Origin of the sequence: Actinoplanes sp. CA-131856 (assembly GCF_050956135.1) — a bacterium.
Lineage (GTDB): Bacteria > Actinomycetota > Actinomycetes > Mycobacteriales > Micromonosporaceae > Actinoplanes.
Window position 1 is genome coordinate 8,363,223 of record NZ_CP191849.1, and the last position, 25,635, is coordinate 8,388,857.

17 protein-coding genes and 1 pseudogene are annotated in these 25,635 nt (G+C 71.2%); 9 read left to right on the top strand and 9 right to left on the bottom strand.

Annotation, left to right across the window (positions count from 1 at the left end; all coding sequences use genetic code 11):
- Nucleotides 1-91: 91 nt before the first annotated feature.
- Nucleotides 92-1,480, bottom strand: coding sequence for an aminotransferase-like domain-containing protein (locus ACQP2X_RS38375; RefSeq protein WP_498690342.1), 1,389 nt, complete (start codon nucleotides 1,478-1,480; stop codon nucleotides 92-94).
- Here ACQP2X_RS38375 and ACQP2X_RS38380 point away from each other — a divergent pair.
- Nucleotides 1,479-2,426, top strand: a complete 948-nt coding sequence (locus ACQP2X_RS38380; RefSeq protein ID WP_498690344.1) for a DMT family transporter — start codon at nucleotides 1,479-1,481, stop codon at nucleotides 2,424-2,426. The genes ACQP2X_RS38375 and ACQP2X_RS38380 overlap by 2 nt on opposite strands.
- Before the next feature lie 49 nt (nucleotides 2,427-2,475).
- Here ACQP2X_RS38380 and ACQP2X_RS38385 read toward each other — a convergent pair.
- Nucleotides 2,476-3,796, bottom strand: a pseudogene (locus tag ACQP2X_RS38385) (ROK family transcriptional regulator).
- Nucleotides 3,797-3,809: 13 nt separating this feature from the next.
- Complete coding sequence (locus ACQP2X_RS38390) at nucleotides 3,810-4,811, bottom strand: nucleoside hydrolase (protein WP_498690346.1); 1,002 nt, start codon at nucleotides 4,809-4,811, stop codon at nucleotides 3,810-3,812.
- Nucleotides 4,812-5,087: 276 nt separating this feature from the next.
- On the opposite strand from ACQP2X_RS38390, the gene ACQP2X_RS38395 reads away from it, so the two are divergent.
- Both ACQP2X_RS38395 and ACQP2X_RS38400 read left to right on the top strand, forming a co-directional pair.
- Nucleotides 5,088-5,639, top strand: a complete 552-nt coding sequence (locus ACQP2X_RS38395) for a hypothetical protein (RefSeq protein WP_498690348.1) — start codon at nucleotides 5,088-5,090, stop codon at nucleotides 5,637-5,639.
- Nucleotides 5,640-5,845: 206 nt separating this feature from the next.
- Nucleotides 5,846-6,199 carry a DUF2203 domain-containing protein gene (locus ACQP2X_RS38400; RefSeq protein WP_498690350.1) on the top strand — a complete coding sequence of 118 codons (354 nt, stop codon included), beginning with the start codon at nucleotides 5,846-5,848 and terminating at the stop codon, nucleotides 6,197-6,199.
- Here ACQP2X_RS38400 and ACQP2X_RS38405 read toward each other — a convergent pair.
- The 3 genes from ACQP2X_RS38405 to ACQP2X_RS38415 form a co-directional block, all read right to left on the bottom strand.
- Complete coding sequence (locus tag ACQP2X_RS38405; protein WP_498690352.1) at nucleotides 6,196-8,715, bottom strand: DNA topoisomerase IV subunit A; 2,520 nt, start codon at nucleotides 8,713-8,715, stop codon at nucleotides 6,196-6,198. The two genes, ACQP2X_RS38400 and ACQP2X_RS38405, sit on opposite strands and share 4 nt — an antisense overlap.
- Before the next feature lie 14 nt (nucleotides 8,716-8,729).
- Nucleotides 8,730-10,781, bottom strand: a complete 2,052-nt coding sequence (locus ACQP2X_RS38410; protein ID WP_498690353.1) for a DNA gyrase/topoisomerase IV subunit B — start codon at nucleotides 10,779-10,781, stop codon at nucleotides 8,730-8,732.
- A 140-nt stretch (nucleotides 10,782-10,921) separates the two neighbouring features.
- Nucleotides 10,922-11,524 (bottom strand): adenylate/guanylate cyclase domain-containing protein, encoded by a 603-nt coding sequence (locus tag ACQP2X_RS38415; RefSeq protein WP_498690355.1) that lies wholly within the window; start codon nucleotides 11,522-11,524, stop codon nucleotides 10,922-10,924.
- 176 nt (nucleotides 11,525-11,700) lie between these two features.
- Between ACQP2X_RS38415 and ACQP2X_RS38420 the strand changes: the two genes are divergently transcribed.
- Together ACQP2X_RS38420 and ACQP2X_RS38425 are read left to right on the top strand one after the other, a co-directional pair.
- Complete coding sequence (locus ACQP2X_RS38420; RefSeq protein ID WP_498690357.1) at nucleotides 11,701-14,481, top strand: helix-turn-helix transcriptional regulator; 2,781 nt, start codon at nucleotides 11,701-11,703, stop codon at nucleotides 14,479-14,481.
- A gap of 156 nt (nucleotides 14,482-14,637) precedes the next feature.
- Nucleotides 14,638-15,414, top strand: coding sequence for a DUF5995 family protein (locus ACQP2X_RS38425; RefSeq protein ID WP_498690359.1), 777 nt, complete (start codon nucleotides 14,638-14,640; stop codon nucleotides 15,412-15,414).
- Here ACQP2X_RS38425 and ACQP2X_RS38430 read toward each other — a convergent pair.
- Complete coding sequence (locus ACQP2X_RS38430; protein WP_498690361.1) at nucleotides 15,388-17,256, bottom strand: HEAT repeat domain-containing protein; 1,869 nt, start codon at nucleotides 17,254-17,256, stop codon at nucleotides 15,388-15,390. The genes ACQP2X_RS38425 and ACQP2X_RS38430 overlap by 27 nt on opposite strands.
- A 153-nt stretch (nucleotides 17,257-17,409) precedes the next feature.
- On the opposite strand from ACQP2X_RS38430, the gene ACQP2X_RS38435 reads away from it, so the two are divergent.
- Together ACQP2X_RS38435 and ACQP2X_RS38440 are read left to right on the top strand one after the other, a co-directional pair.
- On the top strand, nucleotides 17,410-20,355 hold the full coding sequence (locus tag ACQP2X_RS38435; RefSeq protein ID WP_498690362.1) for a discoidin domain-containing protein: 2,946 nt from the start codon (nucleotides 17,410-17,412) through the stop codon (nucleotides 20,353-20,355).
- 120 nt (nucleotides 20,356-20,475) lie between these two features.
- Nucleotides 20,476-21,027: a DUF305 domain-containing protein gene (locus ACQP2X_RS38440; RefSeq protein ID WP_498690365.1), complete on the top strand. Its 552-nt coding sequence runs from the start codon at nucleotides 20,476-20,478 to the stop codon at nucleotides 21,025-21,027.
- 44 nt (nucleotides 21,028-21,071) lie between these two features.
- Here ACQP2X_RS38440 and ACQP2X_RS38445 read toward each other — a convergent pair whose 3' ends face one another.
- Complete coding sequence (locus ACQP2X_RS38445) at nucleotides 21,072-22,451, bottom strand: DUF1996 domain-containing protein (RefSeq protein WP_498690367.1); 1,380 nt, start codon at nucleotides 22,449-22,451, stop codon at nucleotides 21,072-21,074.
- A gap of 133 nt (nucleotides 22,452-22,584) precedes the next feature.
- On the opposite strand from ACQP2X_RS38445, the gene ACQP2X_RS38450 reads away from it, so the two are divergent.
- On the top strand, nucleotides 22,585-23,619 hold the full coding sequence (locus ACQP2X_RS38450) for a LacI family DNA-binding transcriptional regulator (RefSeq protein ID WP_498690368.1): 1,035 nt from the start codon (nucleotides 22,585-22,587) through the stop codon (nucleotides 23,617-23,619).
- Nucleotides 23,620-23,670: 51 nt separating this feature from the next.
- Complete coding sequence (locus ACQP2X_RS38455) at nucleotides 23,671-24,192, top strand: nucleotidyltransferase domain-containing protein (protein WP_498690369.1); 522 nt, start codon at nucleotides 23,671-23,673, stop codon at nucleotides 24,190-24,192.
- A 263-nt stretch (nucleotides 24,193-24,455) separates the two neighbouring features.
- Here ACQP2X_RS38455 and ACQP2X_RS38460 read toward each other — a convergent pair whose 3' ends face one another.
- Entirely contained in the window at nucleotides 24,456-25,556 is a 1,101-nt protein-coding gene (locus ACQP2X_RS38460) for a calcium:cation antiporter (protein ID WP_498690372.1), read from the bottom strand.
- Nucleotides 25,557-25,635: the final 79 nt, after the last annotated feature.

The following is a 25,635-nucleotide window of genomic DNA, read 5'->3' on the forward strand; positions in this document are numbered from 1 at the left end:
CCGCTTTCGAACCAAACGTCCCGCATCCCCACCCATCCGGCCGAGCCCTGCACGCGCCCTTCCCGGCCGGCTTGGCGCGGCGGGGCACCTCTCACACCATGGTCAGGGCGAGACGGCGTACGGCCTCGTTGATCTGATCGGCGGGAGCGGCGGCGTAGGTCAAGCGCAGGAAGGGGCCCGGGGGCTCGGCCGCGTACCAAGGGCGGCCCGGGAAGACGGTCACTCCCGAGGCGGCGGCCGCGGTGGTCGTGGCCATGTCGTCGGCGCCGTCCGGGAGGGCCACCCACAAATGCAGGCCGCCGCGGGGGATCGTCGAGGGCACCATGCTCGGCAGGTGGCGGCCCAGGGCGGTCAGCAACGCGCCACGCCTCGCTGCCAGCGCTGTCCGCAAGGCGCGCAGATGACGGGCCCACGACGGGGCGGTCACCAATTCCAAAGTGGCCTGTTGCAAGGGACCGGCCACGAAGAAGTCGTCGAGCAGGCGGGCCGCCCGCAGGCGGGCGCCGGCCGGGCCGCGGGCGCCTATCGCGGCGACGCGCAGGCCGGGAGCGGCCGACTTGGTGAGTGAGCGTACGTAGACCACGTGGCCGTCGGGGTCGTCGGCCACCAGTGGGCGTGGGGGCTCGCCGTCGATGGTCAGGTCGCGGGCGTAGTCGTCCTCGATCAGGAAGGCTCCGGCATCGCGGACGGCCTTGACCACCTCGGCGCGGCGGTCGACCGACAGGGTGGCGCCGGTCGGGTTGGCGTACAGCGGCTGGCAATAGAAGAGCCGCGCACCAGTGCGGGTGAAGGCGGCGGCGAGGTGCTCCGGGCGTACCCCTGAAGGGTCAGCGGGAACCGGAACCACCCGCAGACCGCAAGCGCGGGCAGCGGCCAGGGCGCCGAGGTAGGTCGGCGACTCGACCAGCACGGTGTCGCCGGGCGAGGCCAGCGCGCGGAAGGCGGTCGACAGCGCGGACTGGCCGCCCGGGCAGATCACCATGTCGGCCGCGCGCAGGCCGCCGCCGGCCTGACGGGCGAACCAGTCCCGCAGATCCTCGCGCCCCTCGACCGGCCCGCGCTGCCAGCTGGCGGGCTGCCGCGCGGCTCGGGCCAGCGCCGCGCCCAGCGCCGCCGTCGGCTGAAGGTCGGCGTCGAGATAGCCGCCGGTGAGCGGGATCGCGCCCGCGGGCGGTAACGCCAGTAACGCCTGCATCTCGCTCTCACCGGACAGCCGGGGACCGAGCGCGACCGTCTGCCAGGACAGGTCGGGCGGTGTTTCCGTCGTGGGGCGGGGTGCCACGAAGGTGCCCCGGCCCGACCGGGTCTCGACCAGGCCCTCCGCGACCAGGCGCCGGATCGCCTCGGCCACGGTGACCGGTGAGGCCTGATGCCGGGCGGTCAGTTCCCGCACCGACGGCAACCGCGCGCCGACCTCCATGCCCCGCGCCTGCCGGCGCAGATCTTGGATAACACGGCTCGCTGCGTTACCGTCATTCATGAAAGACAACAGTAGCGCTACTGTCACCGGCTCGGTAACAGCGGGCTTCGCGCTGGGCGCCCTGGGCGTGCTGGCCTTCAGCCTGTCGCTGCCCATGACGCGGGTGGCCGTGCAGCAGATCGACCCGTGGTTCGTCGCCTTCGGCCGGGCCGTCGGCGCCGCCGCCCTGGCCGGGGCGTATCTGTCGGTGACGAGAGCCCCGCGCCCCACCCGCGACCAGTGGCGCCGCCTGTCGATCGTGGCACTGGGCGTGGTGGTGGGGTTCCCGCTGTTCACGTCGCTGGCCCTGACCACACAGACGTCGGCCCACGGCGCCGTGGTGATCACCGTGCTGCCCGCGATGACGGCCGTCTTCGCCGTGCTGCGCGCGGGCGAGCGCCCACCCGTGGCGTTCTGGGCCGCGAGCTCGGCCGGCCTCCTGGCCGTGGTCGCCTTCCTGGTCACGACAGGCGCGGTGAGCGGCGCTCTCGACGTGGCCGACCTGTTCCTGGTGGCCGCCGTCGTCCTGTGCGGCTTGGGCTACGCCGAGGGCGGCGTCCTGGCCCGAAGCCTGGGCGGCGCCCGAACGATCTGCTGGGCCCTGCTTCTCTCCCTGCCGGTGACGGTCCCCGTGACGATCGCCGCCGCCGTGGCCGCTCCCCCGCGGGCCGGCCTGGGCGCGTGGTCGTCGTTCGCCTATCTGACCGTCGTCTCGATGTTCCTGGGCTTCTTCGCCTGGTACGCCGGCTTGGCCCAGGGCGGCATAGCCCGGGTGGGCCAGATCCAGCTGGCCCAGCCCGTGCTGACATTGGCCTGGTCGGCCCTCCTGCTGGGCGAGTCGGTGAGCCCGGCGTCGATCGGCGCCGCCGCCATCGTCCTGGCCTGCGTCTTCCTGACCCAGCGCACCCGAACCCGCCCCACGGCCACCCCACCCCGCGAACCGGTCGGAGCCCCCGCACGACCATGACCCACGCAGGGCCCGGTGCCGGTTGACCGGGCCAGCGAGCGGGAGCGGGTCACGGCCGGGCCGCGGTGGTGAGGCGGTCGGTGGGCCGGTTCGGGTTCAGGGGGTCGTTCAGGAGGGAGGCGAACCCCAGGTCGGCCGCGCCGATCAGGGTGGCGTCGCCGGCCAGTTCGGAGAGGCGCAGCTTTGCCCGCTCCCGGGAGACCGGCATGGCGTGCTGGGCGATCCGGGCCGATACCTGGGGTGCCGCCGCCCCGTAGACGTCACGCAGCATGCCGCCGAAGATGACCACCGCCGGGTTGAAGAGGTTGATCAGATTGGCGACCCCGATGCCCAGCCAGTCGCCGATCTCCGCCACAGCGGCGGCCGCGCGCCGATCACCGTCGGCCGCGTCCCGGACCACGGCCCGCACCGCCTCCCACCCAATATCGGCGCGTCCGGTGCCGGCGTGATCGGTGTCGGCGCGGTCGGTGCCGGCGTGATCGGTGTCGGCGCGGTCGGTGCCGGCGTGATCGGTGTCGGCGCGGTCGGTGTCGGCGTGATCGGTGTCGGCCCGTCCGGCTGCGGTCAACAACGCGTACTCGCCTGTCTCGGCCTCCAAGCAACCCCGGGAGCCGCACAAGCACGGGCGGCCGTCGGCCGGGTTGACCAGCATATGGCCGACCTCGCAGCCGTAACCGGCGTCGCCGCCCAGGAGCTTGCCGCCGACCAGGATTCCTCCTCCTACGCCTACGTCGCCGTGCAAGTAGACCAGGTCGGGTGAGCCCCGGCCGGCGCCGCGCTCGAACTCGGCCAGCGCTCCCAGATGCGCCTCGTTCCCCACTGCCACCGGCAGCCCGATATCCAAGGCCCGGGCCAGCTCGGCCCCGAACGCCTGGTCCACCCAGCCCATCTCCGGCCCGTAGCGCACCATGCCGTCGCCGGGGCGGATCATCCCGCAGTACGCCGCGCCCAGCCCGGCGCACACCGACCCCGGCGGCGCCGCCCTCACCAGCTCCCGGCCCAGCCCGGCCAGCCGCCGCACCAACGGTCTCCAGGTCGGCCCCCGCCCGCGACCGGGCCGCCGCGCGCCGGTCCAGGATCTGGCCACCCAGCCCGACCCGGGCCGCCGTCAGCCGGTCGACCGCGACGTCGAAGGCGAGCACGAAGACCCGCTCCGACTCGGGGCGCACCACCAGCGACGGGCGTCCCGCCCGGGTCACCCCCGACGGCTGCTCCTCGCGCACCAGGCCGGCCGCCACCAGCTCCGCCGTCAACGCCAGCACCGTGCTGCGGTTGATTCCCATCCGCTCGGCCAGCTCGGCACGCGACAGCGGCCCGCTCACATGCACGTGGTGCAGCAGGGTCCCGAGACTCGACCGGTGGCTACGCATCTCACCGGAGAACCTACCGTCCGTTCAGCGAGTCGAGGAACCGCCGCTCGAACGCCTCCTTGTCCGCCCCCGAAGCCGCCAGCACCCGGAAACCGCGGGGCTCGATGACCGTACGACCGGACTGCACCCCGTCCCGCACCACCTCGACCCGCACCGGCTCGAAGCTCGTGATGCCTTCGTGCACCATCGAGACCGCCGCCAGCGCGTCCCACCAGTACATGATCCCGAGATCGATCAGCGCCTTCATGTCGGGCTGCGTGGCGATCGCGTGGACCAGCCGCGCGCCCGGCGCCCGCTGATCGGCCCCGAGCCGCGCCACGAACTCCTGAGTGATCGGAACCGCCGCCGTGGCGTCGAGTGGCACCATCCGTACCCGCTCCGTTCGCAGAACCTTCCGAGCCGACACCGGGTCCATCCACATGTTGAACTCCTGCGAGTTGTCGAACCCGGGCAGCGCCGACCCGTAGAGGTTCCCCGGCACCCGCAGCGCCCCACCCATGATCACGATCCGCGCGGCCCCCTCGACCGCGGCCACGTTGGTCAGCGGCCCCGTCGCCAAAATCGTGACCCGCCGCGCGGACGTCGCGAGGGTCCGGCTTATCAGTTCGGTCGCTGTCACATCGCTTGTGTACGGAGGGAGCGCCGCATCCCCGAGCGCGCCACTGAGCACCGTCTCGATGGTCGCCACGAGCTCGGCCGGCGCCGGATGGACTCCCTGCCCGTCCGCGCCCGCCGCCACAGGCACCCTCAGCCCACATTGCTCCAGCACGCTGCGGGCATGCCGCAACGTCCGCGACGGCACCCCGAAGCCGTTGTTGGCCACGGTCACCGCCCGCAGGTCCACCCGCCCCCGTTTGTGCTCCTCACACAGGTAGGCCAGCGTCGACACGTCATCGAAGTCCATGTCGCTGTCGTAGATGACCGGCACCGGCCGCCGTCCACCGTCTTCCGGCGGGACCGCACCCACCGGCACAGCGAGGACGAACGCGGCCGCCACCAACCCGAGGACAGTCATCGGTTCCTCCCCCGAAGAGCTCCGACCGGTCACCCCGAAGGTAGGCATGCCCGCGCCCCGGTGGGACTCCGCCGGGACAACACGGCGGGAAAGGTGGGAAGGACGTCAGCCGGTGGTTCCGCTCGAAGCCCAGCCCACCGGGACAGCCCGGCGGCGGACCGCGGAGGGTGACCACCCGCCCGGCCGCCTGTCGCAGTGGGGGCCCCTCGATTGCGCCTGGGAGCCCGCCCCTGCGTACCGCCGAAAAATGTCGGACCCCCTCGCTAGCGTTTGCTCATGTCGCGTCGCTTATTGATCACGCTGAACGCGCGGCTGCGGCCGCTTGATCGTGGGGATCGCTATGAAGATCCGTTGCAGGAGGTGCTCGAGGCCAAGATGCCCGGGTGTGTCATCGACGGCGGCGGCACGCTGCTGATCGCGGAGCGCGAGCCGGCCTCGTGCGACATCGATCTCACGGTCGCTGATGACGCGGCCGCCGCCCTGACGCTGGTGATCGGCACGCTGGAGGCCGCCGGCGCTCCGAAGGGGTCGACGGCGCGGCTCGACGACGCCGAGCCGGTGGTCTTCGGGGTGACCGAGGGGCTCGGTGTCTATCTGAACGGGACCGATCTGCCCGACGAGGTCTACCGGACCAACGACATCAACGACCTGGTCGGCGCCGTGATCGCGGCGATCGGTGACGAGGGCGATCTGCAGTCCTATTGGGAGGGCCCAGCCGAGACGGCGCTTTATCTGTACGGCGGTTCGGCCGCCCGCATGATCGACCTGCTCGCCGGCCTGCCGGAACGCTTCCCGTTGGCGCAGCGGTGGCGGCTCGTCCCGCTGTGACGCGGGTTCACCGGAGCCGGGGCTCTTGACCACGCCCGTGGTGGCGTTGTCGACGACGGCGGCGTGTCGGTGCGGTCGGTGGCGCCCACGGTCAGGGCCTCGGTGACCCGGTGTAGCCCTCGATCGCGTGCCCGAGGACCCGGGTGACGCTGCCGCAGGTGAGGACCGTGCCGGTGGGCCTGTGCCGATACGTCATGCTTGTCGCCATGGGTCTTTTCACCTTGGCCGAGGCGCGCGCGGAGCTCGACCGGCTGCGCCCCGTCCTCGACGAGATCGTCACTGTGCGCGCCGACGCCGCCGAGGTGGGCGCGGTCGTCAACGCCGGCGGGCGCGGCCTGCCGGAGTGGAAGGCGGCCACCGCCCGGCTCGACGACCTGATGACCGAGATCCAGCAGACCGGGGCCGTGCTCAAGAGCCTGGCCCCGCTGCTGGTCGACTTCCCGTCCGACCTCGACGGGGTGCCGGTCGACCTGTGCTGGCTCGAGGGCGAAACCGGGATCACCTGGTACCACCGCGGTGATCTCGGTTTCGCCGGGCGGCGCCGGCTGCCCGGAAGCTAGCCCCGCTCGATCAGGTGGCCGATGATCTGCGGACCCATCAGCACGGCCTCGCCCGAGCCGTCGCGGCGCGCGTCCGGTTCGGGCAGCTCGATCGGGTCGCCGGTCTTGCTGGCGCCGACCGGGCGCGGGCCGGCCCAGGCCACCTCGAGCCGGGTCTCGCCCTTGAGGAAGCGCTGCACCCGCACGCCGCCGGTGGCCCGGCCCTTGCCCGGGTACGACGCGAACGGGCTGACCTTGACCTGTGTTCCCGTCGAGGTGACGACCATCGGCTCGCCGTGGACGTCGTCGGTGGTGGACACGGCGTTGAACCCGATGACCTCGGCCCCGGACGACACCGTGATGCCGGCCATGCCGCCGCCCTTGAGGCCCTGGGGTCGTACGTTCTTGGCCTGGAACTTCAGCAGTGACGCGTCCGAGGTGACGAAGGTCAGCCACACGGCCGGGTCGGTGATCCAGGTGGCCTGGAGGATCTCGTCGCCCTCCTTGAGGGTCATCACCTCGAACTCGTCGGAGCGCACCGGCCACTCGGGAGCGGCCACCTTGACCACGCCCTGCCGGGTGCCCATGGCGATGCCGATGCCGTCGCCCACCAGGGGCGCCAGGCCGACCACCCGTTCGCCCTTCTCCAGCGGGACCAGCTCGGACGCCGACACGCCGCCGCGCAGGGAGACCGTGCCGACCTGCTCGGGCAGCACCGGCAGCGGCAGCACGTCGGTCTTGAAAGCGCGGCCCCGGCTGGTGATCAGCAGGATGCGCCCGCGTGCGGTCGAGTGCACCAGGGCCCGTACGGCATCGTGTTTGACCCGGCCCGAACGACGGCGGCCCTCAGTGGCCTCCTCGCTCTCGGCCGCGGTCCGCGCGATCAGCCCGGTGGCCGACAGGATCACCTGGCACGGGTCGTCGGCGACCTCGAGCGGACCGGCCGGCACCGACGCGGCCAGCACCTCCTTGAGGTCACCGCCGATCAGCGTGGTGCGCCGGGGCGCGCCGAACGCGCTGGTCACCTCGGCCAGCTCGTCGGAGACGACCTGCTTCAGCACGTCCTCGTTGTCGAGGATGCGGGACAGCTCGGCGATCTCGGCCCGCAACTTCTCCTGCTCGGTCTCGAGCTCGATGCGGTCGAAGCGGGTGAGCCGCCGCAGCGGGGTGTCCAGGATGTACGTCGCCTGGATGTCGGAGAGCGAGAACTCGCTCATCAGCGACGCCTTGGCCGAGGCCGCGTCGTCGCTGCCCCGGATGATGGCCACCACCCGGTCGATGTCGATCAGGGCGATGAGCAGGCCGTCGACCAGGTGGAGCCGGTCCTGGCGCTTGGTGCGGCGATAGGTCGTGCGGCGGGTGACCACGTCGTAGCGGTGCTGCACGAAGACCTCGAGCAGCGCCTTGAGGCCCAGCGTCTGCGGCTGGCCGTCGACCAGCACCAGGTTGTTGATGCCGAACGACGACTCGAGCGGCGTCAGCCGGTAGAGGTCGGCCAGCAGTGCCTGCGGATTGACGCCGACCTTGCACTCGATCACCAGCCGGGTGCCGTGCTCGCGGTCGGTGAGGTCCTTGACGTCGGCGATGCCCTGGAGGCGGGCCGCCTGGCGCTGGCCGCGCTTGGGACCCGAGGTGATCATCTTGCCCTTCACCTCGTCGGTGATGGCCTCGATGATCTTCTCGGTGCCGACGCCGTACGGCAGCTCGGTGACCGTGATGGCCTGCCGGCCGCGGCCGCCCTCGAGCAGCCCGGTCTGCGCCTTGGCCCGCATGCGCACCACGCCGCGGCCCGTCTCGTAGGCCCGGCGCACCTCGTCGAGCCCGAGCAGCTGACCGCCGGTGGGCAGGTCGGGCCCGGGCACGAAGCGCATCAGCTCGTCGAGGTCGGCGTCCGGGTGGGTGATCAGGTGGCGGGCCGCGCCGACGACCTCGCCCAGGTTGTGCGGGATCATGTTCGTGGCCATGCCGACCGCGATGCCGGACGTGCCGTTGACCAGCAGGTTGGGGAACGCGGCGGGCAGCACCTTGGGCTCGACGTCGCTGCCGTCGTACGTCGGCTTGAAGTCGACGGTGCCCTCGCCGATCTCACCGACCAGCAGCATCGCCTCGCGCGACATGCGGGCCTCGGTGTAACGCGACGCGGCCGGGCCGTCGTCGGGCGAGCCGAAGTTGCCGTGCCCGTCGATCAGCGGCGCGTTGAGCGAGAAGTCCTGGGCCAGCCGGACCAGGGCGTCGTAGATCGCGACGTCACCGTGCGGGTGGTACTTACCCATCACGTCGCCGACGACGCGGGCCGACTTGACGTACCCCCGGTCGGGGCGGTGTCCCTGCTCGGACATCGACCACAGGATGCGGCGGTGGACCGGCTTGAGGCCGTCGCGGGCGTCCGGCAGCGCCCGCGAGTGGATGACCGAGTAGGCGTACTCCAGGTAGGAGTCCTCGACCTCGGTCGTGAGCGGATTGTCGATGACGCGAGCGCCGGCCTGGTCGAAGGCGGACAGATCGACGCGGTTGTCAGTGTTCTTACGGCGTGCCATGAAACAGCGACCTCTCAGGCGTCAATCGTCTCTTCGTCGATCCGGCCGCTGGCCTCGATCAACCAGTTCTTCCGGGGCTCGACCCGCTCGCCCATCAGCAGCTCGAGGGTGGCCTCGGCCCGCTCGGCGTCGTCGAGCGTGATGCGGCGGACGGTGCGGGTGGCCGGGTTCATCGTGGTGTCCCAGAGCTCGTCGGCGTCCATCTCGCCGAGACCCTTGAACCGGGGAACCGGTTTCTGCACCGCGCCGCCGCCGCGCTCGATGCGGGCGACGGTGGTCTCCATCTCCTGCTGCGTGTACGTGAAGATCGTCTCGGAGTTGCGGCCCTTGGTGACGACCTTGTGCAGCGGGGGCATGGCGGCGAACAGCCGGCCCTGCTCGATCACCGGGCGCATGTATTTCGCGAACAGGGTGATCAGCAGCGTCCGGATGTGCGAGCCGTCGACGTCGGCGTCCGCCATGATCATGACGCGGCCGTAGCGCATGGCGCTCATCTCGAACGTGCGCCCCGAGCCGGCGCCCAGCACCTGCACGATGGCCGAGCACTCGGCGTTGTCGAGCACCTGCTGGAGCGACGCCTTCTGGACGTTCAGGATCTTGCCGCGGATCGGCAGCAGCGCCTGGTATTCGGAGCTGCGGGCCATGCGGGCCGTGCCGAGCGCGCTGTCACCCTCGACGATGTAGAGCTCGCTGCGGGCGATGCCGGTGGCCCGGCAGTCGACCAGCTTGGGCGGCATGGACGCGCCCTCGAGGGCGGTCTTGCGCCGGGCCGCGTCCTTCTGCTGTTTCTGGGTCAGGCGCACCCGGGCCGCGTCGACGACCTTCTGCAGGACCGTGCGGGCCTCGGCCTTGGTCTTGCGGCCGTCGATCCACTCCTTGAGATGGGCCTCGACCAGGCCCTGGAGCACGCGGGTGACGCCGGCCGTGGACAGCTCGTCCTTGGTCTGCGAGGTGAACTGCGGCTCGGGCACCCGCACGTGGATGACCGCCGTCATGCCCTCGAGGATGTCGTCGAGGACCGGCACCTCCTCCTTGGGCTTGAGCAGGCCGCGGGTGTTGCGGATGGCCTCGCCCAGGGCGCGGACCAGGGCCCGCTCGAAGCCCTTGCGGTGGGTGCCGCCGTGCATGTTGCGGATCGTGTTGGTGAAGCACTCGACCGTGCGGTCGTACCCCGTGCCCCAGCGGAAGGCGATCTCGATCTCGGCCCGGCGCACGACGTTCGACTGCATGACGCCGTTGGCGTCGGCCGCGTTCTCCTTGTACGTCCCCTCGCCGTTGACCAGGAGCATGCCCGAGACCGGCTTGTCGCCCGCGTGGGTGAGGAACTCGACCATGTCGGTGAGCCCGCGCGGGAAGTGGAACGTCTCGGTCGCCGGCTCCTCGCCCGTCTCGTCGCGCAACGTGTACATCACGCCGGGGACGAGGAACGCCGTGTTGCGCAGCTTGGCCCGGACCACGTCGGCGTCGAGCTTGGCCCCGGCCTCGAAGTAGCGGGCGTCGTACCAGTAACGGGTGGTCGTGCCGCTGGGCTCGCCGCGCTTCATCCGCCGGACGATGCGCAGGCCCGACTCGGGGTGGAACTTGGCCTGCGGGCCGGGCCCGTCGAACGAGCCGGGCACGCCGCGCTGGAACGAGATCTCGTGGACCTTGCCGTCCCGCTTGACCTGCACGTCGTAGCGCAGCGAGAGCGCGTTGACCGCTGACGCGCCGACGCCGTGCAGGCCGCCGGAGGTCTTGTAGCCGGCGCCGCCGAACTTGCCGCCGGCGTGCAGCCGGGTCAGCACGAGCTCGACGCCGTTGAGCCCGGACTTGGCGTTGACGTCGGTCGGGATGCCCCGGCCGTCGTCCTCGACCTGCACCGAGCCGTCGGCATAGAGCGTGACGGCCACTTTGGTGGCATGGCCGGCCACGCCCTCGTCCGTACAGTTGTCGATGATCTCGTTGGCGAGGTGGTTGACGCCCCGGCTGTCGGTGGAGCCGATGTACATGCCCGGTCGCTTCCGGACGGCGTCTAGCCCCTCCAGGTGCGTGAGGTCATCGGCCCCGTACAGGATCTCCGCGGTCACGAGGTGGCACTCCCGATCGGCCTTGGTGGGTGGTCAGGTCGCGGCGAGCCTACCGGGAGCCTCCGACACTTCCCGCCAACCGAGCCGGTACCGGCCCACCGAAGAACCGGACGATACCGACAAAGGTAACGCGGGGTGACCTACGCCACGCAGAGCACCCCTTGCGGCTCCAAGGCGCGGAACAGGTCCAGCGGGTACGGCTTGCCGGCCACCCGGACGGGCGGCAGCTCCTGGTACGCGATGAGCTCGTCGGACGCCGCGCGGGTCGACGAGCACACCACCACAGTGTCGTGCGGCGCGTACGCCTGCAACCGGGCGGCCGTGCTCACCACACTGCCGCTGATCATGCCGTGCCCGAAGTCGCGGGTCGCCGCGACGTCCACGATCACGTCACCGGTGGCGATGCCCACCCGCGTCCGCACAGCGAACCTGCCGGCCAGGAGCTGCCCCCTCAACGCCTCCTGGACCGACAGGCCCACCCGTACCGCCGCGGCGGCCGCCTCCGGGCCGAACCCGGTCTCGTCGGTGCCGAACACCGCCATGACCGCGTCCCCCACGTATTTCTCCACCACTCCTCCGCCGGAGCGGACCACTTCACTGACGATCCCGAAGTAGTCGCGCTGCAACGCACGGACCACCGCGCAGTCCAGGTCGTCGATCAACGAGGTGAAGCCCACGATGTCGATGAAGAGGACGGACACGGTCTGACGCCGCTCCTGCTCCGCCATAGCGATTGCGGTCATGTCTCACGCTCCCCCAGTTCCTTGCTGTGCCCCGGGAGAACGGTGCCAGCCGCCGTCCACTCGCGGATCTGCAGAACGACGTATCTCTGACACTTCACGACCCCGTCGCTTATGTGACGCAGAACAGACCGAACCGCCGACAACGTGCTAGGTCGATTCGCACTAGGCTGCCCTGCATGGCCAGCGAGGAGGACGGGCCGCTTGTCGGGCGTACCGGCACGCTGACCCAGATCCAGTCCGATCTGCGCAACGCGGGCCCGGGTGGCACCTCAGCGGTGTTCCTCACCGGGGAGAGTGGCGTCGGCAAGAGCCGGCTGCTGCGCGAGACCGCCGCGGCGATGCGCGACGCGGACTTCGCCGTGCTGTCCGGAACCTGCCTCGACATCGGTGACGCGTCCCCGTTGCATCCGGTTCTTCAGGCCTTGCGGCAGTTCGACCACAATGTCCAGCCCGCCGACGCCGGTGACCTGCTCGACCGGGTGTCCCAGGCGCTGCGCGAGGTGGCCGGGGGCCGCCGCCTGCTACTGGTCCTCGACGATCTCCAGTGGGCCGACCGCAGCACCCGCCAGCTGCTGCTCTACCTGCTGGCCGGCCTCGGCGACGTGCCGCTGGCGGTGCTGGCCGCCGTGCGGGCCGAGGCGCTGCACGGCGCCCACCCGCTGCGCAAGGTCCTGGCCGAGCTGCGCCGCCTGCGGTCGGTGCGGGTGGTCGACCTGGCCCCGCTCGACCGCGAGCAGACCGTCGAGCTGGTGACCGCGATCGCCGGCGACACGGTCGACCCCGAGGACGCCGAGCGCGTATACAAGCGGTCCGGCGGCAACCCGTTCGTGGCCGAGGAACTGGCCCGTGACCTGCGCGACGGCCGGGTCGAGCTCTCCGACACGCTGCGCGAGATCTTCCTGTCCCGCGTCGACGAGCTGCCCCCGGCGGCCTATGCGGTGGTCCGCGCCGTGGCGGCCGGCGTCGAGCCGGTCGGCCACGAGGTGCTGGCCCGGATCGTGCCGCTGCCCGAGGACCAGCTGATCGAGGCGGTCCGGGCCGCCGTGTCCCACCGTTTCGTGATCAGCCAGCAGGACGGCTACCGCCTGCGCCACCGCCTGGTCTCCGAGATCCTGGCCGACGAGGTGCTGCCGGCCGAGGCCACCGCCCTGCACCGCCGGTACGCCGAGGCCCTGGAGTCCGGCGCCGCCGAGCCCGACCACGCCCGCCTGGCCCACCACTGGCAGCGCGCCGGCGAGCCGGCCCGGGCCCTGCCGTCGGTGGTGGCCGCGGCCCGCGACGCCGAGGCGCTCTACGGCTTCACCGAGGCCCATCGCTACTGGTCGACAGCGCTCGACCTGACCACGGGCGACGCACCCGAGCGGACCGAGCTGCTGGCCCACGCGGCCGAGTCGGCCCACCGCTGCGGCGAGCACCAGCGCGCCCTGGCCCGCCTCGACGACCTGGCCGCCCGCAGCGACGCCCCGAGCGCCTGTGACCTGCATCTTCGCCGCGCCCGCTACCTGACCGCGGCCGGCCGCTCGGCGCTGGCCGAGGCTGAATACGTGCACGCGCTCGAGGCGCCCGACTGCAACCCGGCCCAGCGCGCGTCGGCCGCCGCGCAGCTGGCCGAGCTCCTGGTCCACCTGGGCCGTTACGCCGACGCCAACGAGCGCGCCCGCGAGGCCCTCGAGATGTCCGGCGCCACGAGCGCCGACCTGGTGCGGGCCAGCGCCGCCCTCGGCTACAGCGCCGCCTTCCGGGAAGATCCGGCGGCCGGCCTGGCCGTGCTGCGGCAGGCGGTCGAGATCGCCGAGCGCAGCGGCCACCCCGACGAGATCGGCGTGGCCTACCTTCACCTGGCCGAGCTGCTGGCCGGCCCGCTCAACAGCATCGAGGAGGGCGTGCTGGTCGCCCGTCGCGGCGCCGAGAAGGCCAGCCGGACCTACGCCTCGCGCCTGCTCGCGATCGCGGCCAACGGCCTGTTCCGGGTCGGCCAGTGGGCCGAGGCCGACGCCGTGCTCGACACCGCGATGCGCCACCGCCCGTCCGGGGCCGAGGCGGTCGAGCTGCTGCTGTCGCGCTGCCGGCTCTGGGTGGGTTTCGGCGACGCCGAGCAGGCCCACCGCGACCTCGACGCGGTCGCCACCCTGCTGGCCGGTGGCGGCGCCCGGCACGTGCTGCCCATGCTGACGCTGCGCGCCGGCAACGCGATGTGGCTGTCCCGCTGGCCCGAGGCGCGCGCCGCCGTGCAGCGCGGCCTGCTCGAGACCCGCTCCGACGACCTGGTGCTGATCGGCATCCTGGCCTGGCACGGCCTGCGGGCCGAGGCCGAGGCGCACGCGGCCGGCGACCAGGTCGACCCGCTGGCGCTGCGCCGGCTCAAGTCGTCCGTCGACCGCATGGCGGCCGGCGCCAGCAACGCCGCGGTGCAGGTCAGGGCCGTCGTCGACGCTTACATCGACCTCTGCAACGCCGAGATCAGCCGGGTCGAGGGCCGCCCCGATCCCACGCCGTGGGCGCGCGCGGCCGGCGCCTGGGACAAGCGCCAGCAGCCGTACCCGGCCGCCTACGCCCGGCTGCGCCAGGCCGAGGCCATCCTCCAGCGCAAGGTGAAGCGGGCCACCGCGGTCACCCCACTGCGCGAGGCGTACGCCACGGCGATCGCGATGGGCGCCCGCCCGTTCGCGGCCGAGATCGTCTCGGTGGCCCAGCGCTACCGGGTGGCCCTGGCCGACGACGCCGATACCGTGCCCATGCCCCCGCCCGAGCCCGATCCGGGCGACGAGCTGGGCGCCCTCACCCAGCGCGAGCGTGAGGTGCTGGCCGCGCTGGCCGAGGGCCTGACCAACCGCGAGATCGGCGAGCGGCTGTTCATCAGCGAGCGCACGGTCGGCGTGCACGTCGGGCACATCTTCGACAAGCTCCAGGTGCGTACGCGCGTACAGGCAAGCCGGGTCTATCTGACCGCGGCGTGACCTTTCCGTTATAAAGCGCGCGCGAATAGGTAGTTCTACAGATCCCTCCGTAGGTAGCCGGTGAAAGGCTGTCCGCACGGGGGAGCACCATCCCGGTGGCCACCGCCACCGGGATGGTGCTGGGGGCCCTCCGCCGATATCGCCGTGGAGGAACCGATGACACAGTCGGTCTGGGGACCCGTGCAGCGGGAGATGAACGATCTCCTGCAGGGATACCCCGACGACGTGCCCGCCGTTGTCGACCAGCTGACCAAGCTGCAGGACATCTTGACGCGGGTGCCCCCGTTGCTGATGGAGAACCCTCTCTGTGACTTCAACAAGCTCTATCTGACGATCACCGAGGGCGTTCTCGAGAAGCTCTACGACGGCGAGTTCAAAGATCCCGCGTTCCTGTCCCGGCTGGACGTCGAGTTCGCCGCGCGCTACTTCGACGCGCTGCGCGCCTGGGCCGGCTCGGACATGAGCCCACGCTGCCCGCAGGTGTGGTCGAGCCTGTTCGCGCGCATTCCCGGTCCGGACTGCCGCCCGCTGCCGTCGGCCTGCGCCGGGGTGAACGCGCACATCAACTACGACCTGCCGTTCGCGCTGGTGACCACGTTCGACCACATCGGCGCCGAGCCGGTCGACGACAGCGACCAGCACCACGACTACCTGGTCATCAACGAGATCTTCGCCGACTCGATCCCCGGCCTGCGCCGCGGATATCTGGAGAAATGGCAGCTGCTGATCGACATGATGAACGGCTGCCTGGACGACTGGTGGCAGGGCGAGGCGGTCGAATACACCCGGAATGTCGCTTGGCGCAACGCGCAGAAGCTCTGGGGCCTGCGCAACGACATGGGCGCCCTCGACAAGGAACGGGCCGGCCTCGACCGGGTCGCCACCGACCTCAACCGGCTGCTGCTCTCACCTTTGGGCGCCTTTCTCCAATAGACCCATTTCGCCGTACGACCGGAGCTCGCGCACAACCGCACGGATCCGGTCCCGCTGAAGCTCGTCGCTCCAGATCGTCCCGGCCACGGTCCGCCCGAAGACGGGAAGCCGTTCGTCCTGGCCGGCGAGCCGCTCGAGCAGAGGAACAGCGCCGGCACGCCGCAGCTCGACGATCACCGCGAGATCGAGCGCCTCATCGAGCGGCCCGCCGGGCGTTTCGCCGGCGGGCTCACCGAGCCGGGCCAGGGCCTCGGCCGCCGCGTCCTCGTTGAGAAAGTCGGCGAGCAGGGCCCGGAGCTCCGGCTTCAGCTCCAACCGGAAGTCACCGGCCACCTGCGCGGCGTGCCCGGCCGGCGCGCCGCCGGCTTGCAGAACGACTCGCAGGGCGGCGGCCGCAGAGGCGCGATCCCCCAGAACGGCAAGGATGCGCGCGGCGAGCACTTGGGCGTTCCGAGCCGGGGCGCTCTCAGGTGGGGCGTTCCCAGCCGGGGCGCTCCCAACCGGGCCGCTCCCCGCCGGGGAGCTCCCAACCGGGCCGCTCCCAACCAGGCCGCTCCCAACCTGGCCGCTCCCAACCAGGCCGCCCCCAACCAGGCCGCCCCCAACCAGGCCGCTCCCAACCAGGCCGCCCCCAACCAGGCCGCTCCCAACCGGGCCGCTCCCCGCCGGGGCGCTCCCGGCCGGGGCGCTCCGACCGATTAGCGCACGCGCGGTTTCTTCGAGTGGGGCCAGGGCGGGGCCGAGCTGGTCGATGACGCGGGCGCCGGTTCTCGGGAACTCCCGGGCGCGGCGGAGGAAGGCCCGCAGCAGCTCGTGGGTGGGGTGAGCGTCGCCGGTCATCCGCCAGATCGCCACCGCCGCGGGCAGGTCGTAGAGCCGTTCGACCCGCTCGATCAGATAGGGCAGCCCGGCGGGATCGTCGTGGCCGATCGCCAGGAGCGCGCCGGCCACCGCTTCCGGATCGTGCCGCCGGGCGGCGATCAACTCGGGCACTGCCGAGGTGAGGTCCGCGCCCCACCGCCGTTCGAGCGCCCACTCCGGACCGGCCCAACGCTCCAGCCATCCCGCGAGCAGGCCCACTGTCCCGGGTTCGGCGCCGAGCCTCCTCCGTACCGCCGCAAACACCTCCGGCGTCAGCCGCGCCTCGGCCCCGATCCCCGGCAGCGTCCGCCCCGCGGCCCTGGCATCGCACAACACGTCCACCCAGGCCGGATCGCCCAGGTGCTGCAGCGCCCCGATCGCCCGGTCGGCAACGCTCGGCCCACCCCAACCCTCAGGCTCGAACTCACCGCTGCCAGCACCAGCCACGTCGCCCACCAGCGCGTTCCCCACCACGCCACCCGCCGGCGACTCGCCCGCGGCGCCCTTCGACAGCGCCCTACCCGCCGCGTTTGTAAACGGCGGCGCATCCGCCGCGTCCGCAAGAAGCGCCGCACCCGCCGCTTCCCTCACCTGCGGCCCACCCGCGTTTGTAAACAGCGCAGAACCCACCCCGTCCCTCGTCAGCGACCCACCCGCCGCGTCCGCAAGAAGCGCCGCACCCGCCGCGTCCCTCGTCAGCGGCCCGCCCGCCGCGGTTGAAGGCAGCGGCGCGCCCGCGGCCAAGCGGCGGAAGAGCGGCGTGAACGGGCGGGAAGCCTCGCCGAGGTGAGTCAGCGCGGTCAGCGCCGCCTCCCGCACGCCGGGGTCGGGGTCGGCGAGCGCGTCGCCGATCAACGGTGCCAGCCAGGCCGGGGCGGTTCGGTCGGTGTCGCAGCGGTCGCACGCGGCGCGGATCGCCGCCGCCCGGGTTGCCGGTTTCGGCGACTCCAGCCGCTTCAGCAGCCGATTCCACGAAAGCACGGCGGGATCCTACCGGTCCAACAATGCCGGAAAGCGCTCTCCCACGATCGGGATCCGCGGTCCGGAACCATCGCGAAGCATTGACACGCGTGAAAGCTCGGGGCAACACTTCGGGCACCGTTGGAGAGCGCTTTCCCATCCCCAGGAGTCCCCTTGCGCACTCACAAGACCATTCCCCTCGTCCTCCTATCCCTGGTCGCGGCCTTTCTCACCGTGACGCAGAGCCCGGCCCGAGCGGCCGACACCCTCCTCTCCCAGGGCCGCCCCACCACCGCCTCCACCCAGGAGACCGGTGACACCGCGGCCGCCAACGCCACCGACGGCAACGCCGGCACGCGCTGGTCGAGCCAGTTCGCCGATCCGCAGTGGCTGCGCGTCGATCTCGGCGCCACCGCCACGATCACCTCGGTGACGCTTCAGTGGGAGGCCGCCTTCGGCCGGGCGTACGAGATCCAGACCTCGGCCGACGGCACCACCTGGACCAAGATCTACGGCACCACGCAGGGCGCCGGCGGCACCGAGAACCTCACCGTCAGTGGCACCGGCCGCTACGTGCGTCTCTACGGCACCGCTCGTAACGGCGGCTACGGCTACTCCCTGTGGGAGTTCAAGGTGTATGGCACCACCGGCACCACCCCGCCGCCCACCGACGCCTTCACCACGATCTGGTCGGACTCGTTCGACGGCACCGCCCTGAACACCGGCAACTGGCTCGTCCGCACCGGCACCTCCTATCCCGGCGGCGCCGCCAACTGGGGCACCGGATCGGTCGAGACCGCCACCACCTCGAACGTCACGCTCGACGGGGCCGGCAAGCTCGCCATCCGCGCGGTCCGCGACGGCGCCGGCAACTGGACCTCCGGGCGCATCGAGACGCAGCGCACCGACTTCGAGCCGCTCCCCGGGCAGTTGACCCGATTCTCCGCGGTGATCAAGCAACCGGATGTCGCCAACGCTCTCGGTTACTGGCCGGGCTTCCGGGCCACCGGCGCGGCGTACCGCGGCAACTACAACAACTGGCCCCAGGTGGGCGAGACCGACATCATGACCGACGTCAACGGGCGTAGTCAGCTCGCGCAGACCCTGCACTGCGGCACGGCGCCGGACGGCCCCTGCGCCGAGTACACCGGCCGGTCCTCGGGCCTCGCCTCCTGCACCGGCTGCCAGACCGGATATCACGAGTACTCGCAGGTCATCGACCGCACCAAGACCGACGAGGAGATCCGGTTCTACCTGGACGGCCGCCAGACCTGGGTGGTCCGCGAGTCGCAGACCGGCGTCGCGGCGTGGCAGGCCGCCGTCCACCATGGCTTCTTCCTGCGCCTCGACCTGGCCATCGGCGGATCGCTGCCGAACGCGATCGCCGGCCGCACCACCCCCACCGCCGACACGACCTCGGGCGGCGTCCTCAGCGTCGACTCGGTCAGCGTGGCCCGCGCCACCGGCACCACACCCACCCCGATGACCGACCCCGCGCCGCCCGCCGGCCCGTCCGTCGTCAAGGTCACCGGCACCCAGGGCAACTGGCGCCTCCAGGTCAACGGATCCAACTTCCAGGTCAAGGGCCTGACGTACGGGCCACCGCAGGCGGCCGCCGACGGCTACATGCGTGACCTGCGGAACATGGGGGTCAACACGATCCGTACATGGGGAATCGACGACGCCAACACGCCCACGCTGTTCGACCGGGCCGCCCGTCAGGGCATCAAGGTGATCGTCGGGCACTGGCTGAACCAGGGCGCCGACTACGTCAACGACACCGCGTACATGAACTCGGTCAAGACCGAGATCGTGAACCGGGTCAACACCCTGAAGAACCACCCGGGCGTCCTGATGTGGGACGTCGGCAACGAGGTCATCCTGACCATGCAGGATCACGGCCTGCCGGCGGCCGAGGTCGAGGCCCGCCGTGTCGGCTACGCCAAGTTCGTCAACCAGGTCGCGCAGGCCATCCACGCCGCCGACCCGAACCACCCGGTCACCTCGACCGACGCGTACACCGGGGCCTGGCCCTACTACAAGCAGTACGCGCCCGACCTCGACCTGCTCGCCGTGAACTCGTACGGCGCGATCGGCAACGTCTACAACGACTGGGTCGCCGGTGGCTACACCAAGCCGTACATCGTCACCGAGGCCGGCCCGGCCGGCGAGTGGGAGGTGCCGAACGACGTCAACGGCGTGCCCACCGAGCCCACCGACCTGCAGAAACGTGACGGCTACACGAACAGCTGGAACGCGATAAACGCCCATCCGACCGTCGCTCTCGGCGCCACCGAGTTCCACTACGGCCTCGAGAACGACTTCGGCGGCGTCTGGCTCAACACGTTCACCGGCGGCTGGCGCCGGCACGGCTACTACTCGCTGCAGCGCGCGTACACCGGTCAGGCGCCGGCCAACACGCCACCCGAGATCACCTCGATGACGGTGCCGACGTCGGTCCCGGCCGGCGGGAACCTGTCGGTCGCGGTCAACACCACCGACCCGCAGGGCGACCTGATCCGCTACAACCTCATGTACTCCGAGAAGCACATCACCGGCGCCACCGGCCTGGCCAACGTCACCTTCACCGAGACCGCGCCCGGCGCCTTCACCGCCAAAGCCCCCGACAAGCTGGGCGTTTGGAAGATTTATGTGTACGCCTTCGACGGCCACGGCAACGTCGGCATCGAACAGAAGTCGGTCCGCGTCGTTCCCCCGGTCATCCCGGGAACCAACCTGGCCCGCGGCAAACCCACCACCGCCTCCAGCTATCAGCCCACCGGGACGAACGGACCGCAGCTGCCGTCGTACGCCGTCGACGGCGACTACGGAACGCGATGGGCGAGCGAGTGGGTCGGCTCGGCCTGGTTGCAGGTCGATCTGGGTTCGGTTCAGCCTGTACGCCGCCTCCAGCTGGCCTGGGAGGCCGCCTACGCCACCGGCTATCGGGTGGAGACCTCGAACGACGGCGCCGCCTGGACCCAGATCTACGCCACCAGCAGCGGCGACGGCGGTTTCGACGACCTGACGGTCAACGGCTCGGGCCGCTACGTCCGGGTGACCGGAACCGCCCGGGCCACCACCTATGGCTATTCACTATGGGAGCTCGGCGTCTACTGACCCGCAAGCGACAGACCCCGCCCGCGCCGTTTTCCACGGTTAGGGCGGGGTCTCGATCGTTCTCTATCGTTAATATCGACTCATTGACATACCGCCCCACAAAACGCCAGAATCGCGAACGTGAAAGCGATTCCCCGTCTCCTTCTGGCCACCACCCTCGCCCTGGCCGGCTGTTCCGCGACGGGAGACGCCGCTGAGACCCCCGCCCCCAGCGCCCCGCCCCAGGCCTCGTTCGGCGGCACCGACCTGGCCTGGATCGAGATCAACATCGCGATGGACGAGCAGCTGCTCCCCCTGCTCGAGCTGCCGCCGAAACGCACCACCGACCCCGACACCCTGGCCCTGACCACGCAGGTCAAGGCGTTCACGCAGGCCGAGCTGGGCACGCTGCGGCAGCTGCACACCCGGGCCGGGCTGCCCGCCGAGAACCCGCACGAGGGCATGCCGATGCCGGGCATGGTCACGCCGGAGCAGGTCACCGAGGCGTCCAAGCTCGCGGGCCCGGCCTTCGACGAGACCGTCACCAAGCGCATCAAGGAACATCTGGTGCAAAGCCAGAACCTGGCCCGCAGCGAGAGCAAATCCGGGATCGAAGGTCAGACCCGGCAATTGGCCCTGCAAATTCTGCGCACCAGGGAAGTGGCGTTGTCCACTATCAACACCACAGAATGAGAAGGGCGCCGATTTTGTGTTATCGGCGCCCTCTCAGACGTACATCAGTCAAGCTCGTAGTTCTCGTTGAGGGCGGCGCCGCGGTTGGGCTTGTAGAGGTCGAAGCCGCGCGGGTCGCACTGCAGGCCGCCGTTGATGCAGTGGGTGGTGAGGGCGGCGAGGGTCGGCGCGTCCCAGGCGTTGAAGACGTCGTAGTGGAACGAATATCCGCGGCCGCTGGAGAAGCGGACGTTGCGCATGTCGCCGCTGACCGGCCAGGCCATCTTGAACTCGATCATCGGGACGGCCACGGGGTGATCGGCCGGGCAGACCCCGAGGACCGGGTACGCCATGTGGCTCTTGTGGTCCGGGGTGTCCAGGTGCAGGCCGTCCCAGCAGCTCGGGGCCTGCATGCGGGCGTTGAGCTGGGTGCCGGCCGCGCAGGTGGCGGGAATGTCCCAGTTGAAGGAGCTGTCGCCGCATTCGAAGCCCTCGACGGCGCCCGGGCTGTTCCGGAAGTCGTCGAGGGTGGCCTGCGGGCTGCCCACGACGTAGCGCAGGCCGGCCGGGAACGGCCGCACACTGCGGTAGTCGATCACGCCGGACTTGTAGTAGATGACCTGACGGCCGATCGGCTGCACGGCGGTGTCGCCGTTGAGCAGGGTCGGCATCCAATATCCGGTCTTGTCACCGGGCGTGATGCACGACGTGCCACCCGCCTTGAGCGTGGCCAGCGTCGTACCGGCGTACGTGGTCGTGTTGCCCATGAAGGTGTGTGAGTGCGAGGCGCCCGGCAGGCCGGGGAAGACGATCGGGTCGTCGTTGAGGTTGGAGCGGCTGACCGAGCAGTTGGCCTGGAACTCGTGGTGTGTGGTGGGCGGGTTGGTGTCCGGCGGGACCGCGGTCGACGGGACCACGCCGGTGACCGGCGGATCGGCCATGACGTATCCGGGGCCTCCGGTCGGCGGCGGGCTCGTGTACTGGCCGTACACCTGGAACTCGTACAGCGAGTAGCCGTAGCCGGTGCCGCGTTGCGTTCCGTAGACGCGGACGTAGCGGCCCTGGCCGGTCACCGACAGGGTCTGGGTGCCGCCGGTGGCGTTCGTGGTGCTGTAGATCGTGGTCCAGGCGGCGCCGTCGGCCGAGGTCTGCAGCTGGAAGGCCTTGGCGTACGCGGCCTCCCAGGTGAGCTTGACCGTGGTGACGGTGGCCGTGGAGCCGAGGTCGACGCGCAGCCACTGTGGGTCGGACCAGGCACTTCCCCAGCGGGTGGCCGGGTTGCCGTCGACCGCGGCGGCGGCCGGGGCGCCGCCGTTCTCGGTGGACGAGGCCAGTGTGGGGCGGTTCTGGGAGAGCAGGGTGTCGGCGGCTTCGGCTCGGGGGACGCCGATGAAGATGAGGGCCGCGGCCAATAGGGCGGTGGGGATCGCTCTGTGCGGGGTCACAGACTTTCTCCTCTCATGGAGAGCGCTTTCCGAGTCTGCGCTCCGCGTGCACGACCGTCAATGTCCGGCCGGTTCCGGAACCGCGTCCCGGACCCTCCGGGGAGAGCGCTCTCCGTGTGCTATAAAGACGGTCATGAGTAGCGGACGGGCCCCGACCCTGGAGGACGTGGCCCGGGTCGCGGGGGTCTCGCGGGCCACGGTCTCCCGGGTGATCAACGGGATTCGCAACGTCGACCCGCAACTGCACGAGGTGGTGTGGGACGCGGTCGGCCAGACCGGCTATGTGCCGAACAGGCTGGCCCGGTCGCTGGTGACCCGGCGCACGGGCACGGTGGCGCTGGTCGTCTCCGACTCCGAGACGCACGACGACGACCCGTTCATGGGCCGGTTCTTCGCCGATCCGTATTTCGGGCGGGTGGTCGGCGGCTTGATGAGTGTGTTGCGCCGTGAGGGCGTACAGCTGGCTCTGCAGATCGTGGGAACCGACGAGGGAAAGAAGAGGCTGGTCGGCGACCTGCGCAGCGGCCAGGCGGACGGCGCGATCGTGTTGTCGCTGCCGGCGGTCGACCCGCTGCCCGACATGCTGGCGCAGGCCGGCGTGCCCGCCGTGATGATCGGCCGCCCGGCCGAGCCGGTCCCGATCGACTACGTCGACCTGGCCAACGACACGGGCGCCGCGATGGCCGCCGAACACTTGCTGTCCCGGGGTTGCCGCCGCGTGGGCATGATCTCCGGCCCGGCCGACGTTCCCGCCAGCAGCGACCGGGTCTCCGGTTTCCGCCGGGCCATGGCCCGCCACGGCCACGGCTGGGTGCCGATGGCGCCGGGCAACTTCACGCGGGAAAGCGGAGAAACGGCGATGCGGACGCTGCTGGCCGAGCACCCGGCCCTCGACGGCGTGTTCGTGGCCAACGACTTGATGGCGCTGGGCGCGTTGCTGGCCTTGCGGGAGGCGTCCCGCACGGTGCCCACCGACGTAGCGGTGATCGGCTTCGACGACAGCAGCGCCGCCACGGCCGCGACCCCACCACTGACGACGATCCGCCACCCGCTGGAGGACATGGCAGCCGAGGCGGCCCGTCTGCTGCTGGCCCGCGTGGAGGAGCCGACGTTGCGCGTGGCCTCAGTGATCTACGAGCCGTCCCTGATCCAGCGCGCCTCGGCCTGACCGCCGTTTATTCGCTGGACCCCCAGGTCCAAGGTCGCGTATCCCATCACCATGGATCACTACGCCATGTCGGCCGAGGACGCCGTCCGCCTGCTCGACAGCGTGGAGGCAGCCGGGGTGGACGTCTGCCTGTCGGGCGGCTGGGCGGTGGACGCCCTGCTGGGCGAGCAGACCAGGGAGCACACCGACCTGGACTTGTTCCTCCCCGCCACCGACCTGGCCAAGCTGGTGACGGCCCTCGGCGACCACGGGATCGACCGGTTGGCGCCCCGCCCCGACACAAGACCGTGGAACTTCGTCCTGAACGACGGCGCCCGCCTACAGGTCGACCTGCACCTTTACGAGCCCCTGCCGAACGGCGCACTCCATTACGGCCCCGCCACGGAGAACTTCTCCTTCCCGGCCGAGGCCTTGACCGGCGAGGGCGAGATCACGGGCCGCCGGGTCCGCTGCGAGACCCCCGAGTGGTCGGTCCGCTGGCACACGGGCTATCCCCCACGCCCCGCCGACCACCACGACGTGCCCTTGCTGTGCCAACGCTTCGGCCTCCCTTTGCCGAACGGCTTCCACTGACTCAAGCCGGGCCCGTCATGAGCTGGCGACCGGCCCGTCATGGCGCTGGCGGCCCACCCGTCATGAGCTGGCGACCCGCCCGTCATGGCGCTGGCGGCCCACCCGTCATGGCGCTGACGGCCCACCCGTCATGAGCTGACGACCCACCCGTCATGAGCTGACGGCCCACCCGTCATGGGGCTGACGGCCCACCCGTCATGGCGCTGACGACCCACCCGTCATGAGCTGACGACCCACCCGTCATGGGGCTGGCGGCCCGCCCGTCATGGGCTGGCGGCCAGGAAGAGGAACGCGGCCAGCAGGGCCAGGTGGACGCCGCCCTGGAGGACGTTGGCCCGGCCGGGGACGATCGTCAGGGTGCCGACCACCACGGTGAGGGCCAGCAGGACCATCTGGGTGCCGCCGAGGCCCAGCAGCAGCGGGCCGGGCAGCCAGATCATCGCGAGGGCGATGGCCGGGATGGTCAGGCCGATGCTCGCCATGGCCGAGCCGATCGCCAGGTTGAGGCTGGTCTGAATGCGGTCGCGGGCGGCGGCCCGGACGGCCGCGATCGTCTCGGGCAGCAGAACCAATAGGGCGATCACCACGCCGACGACTCCGTTGGGCAGGCCCACGTTCTGCACCGCCGACTCGATCGACGGTGACACGCCCTTGGCCAGTCCGACGACCGCGACCAGGGCCACCAGCAGCAGGCCGACGCTGATGAGCGCGGCCCGCTTGGTCGGCGGCTCGAGGTGCTCCTCGGCGTCGATCACCTTTCCGGACGTGGTGATCGGGACGAAGTAGTCACGGTGGCGCCGCGTCTGCACGGTGACGAACAGCCCCCAGAGCGCGATCGACGCGACCGCCGCGAAGGTGAGCTGCGCGGGCGAGAACTGAGGTCCGGGCCGGCTGGTCGTGAAGCTCGGCAGGACCAGGCTGAGGGTGGCGATCGTGGCCACCGTGGCGAAGGCGCCGCCGGTGCCCTCGGCATTGAACACCGCGACGTGGCGGCGGAGCGCGCCGACGAGCAGCGAGAGGCCGAGCAGACCGTTACAGGTGATCATCACCGCCGCGAAGACGGTGTCGCGGGCGAGCGACTGCGTCTTCTCCCCACCGCTGATCATCAGCGTGACGATGAGGGCGACCTCGATGATGGTGACCGCGACGGCGAGGACGAGCGACCCGAACGGCTCACCGACCTTGTGCGCGACGACCTCGGCGTGGTGGACGGCGGCCAGCACGGCGCCGCCGAGCAACAGGGCGACGACGACCACGACGGGCGGCGGAAGATCCCGCCCCCATGTCAGAACGAGGGCGACGATCGCCACTACCGGGACGATGACGGTCCAATGAGCGAGATAGCTACGAATCTTGGCCTCCACCCGGCAACTTTGCCAGAACGAGGGCTCCCCCGCCGCCCGCGCCGGGATTTCGCCGCCCTGCCCGGATTTCGGCGGCTCG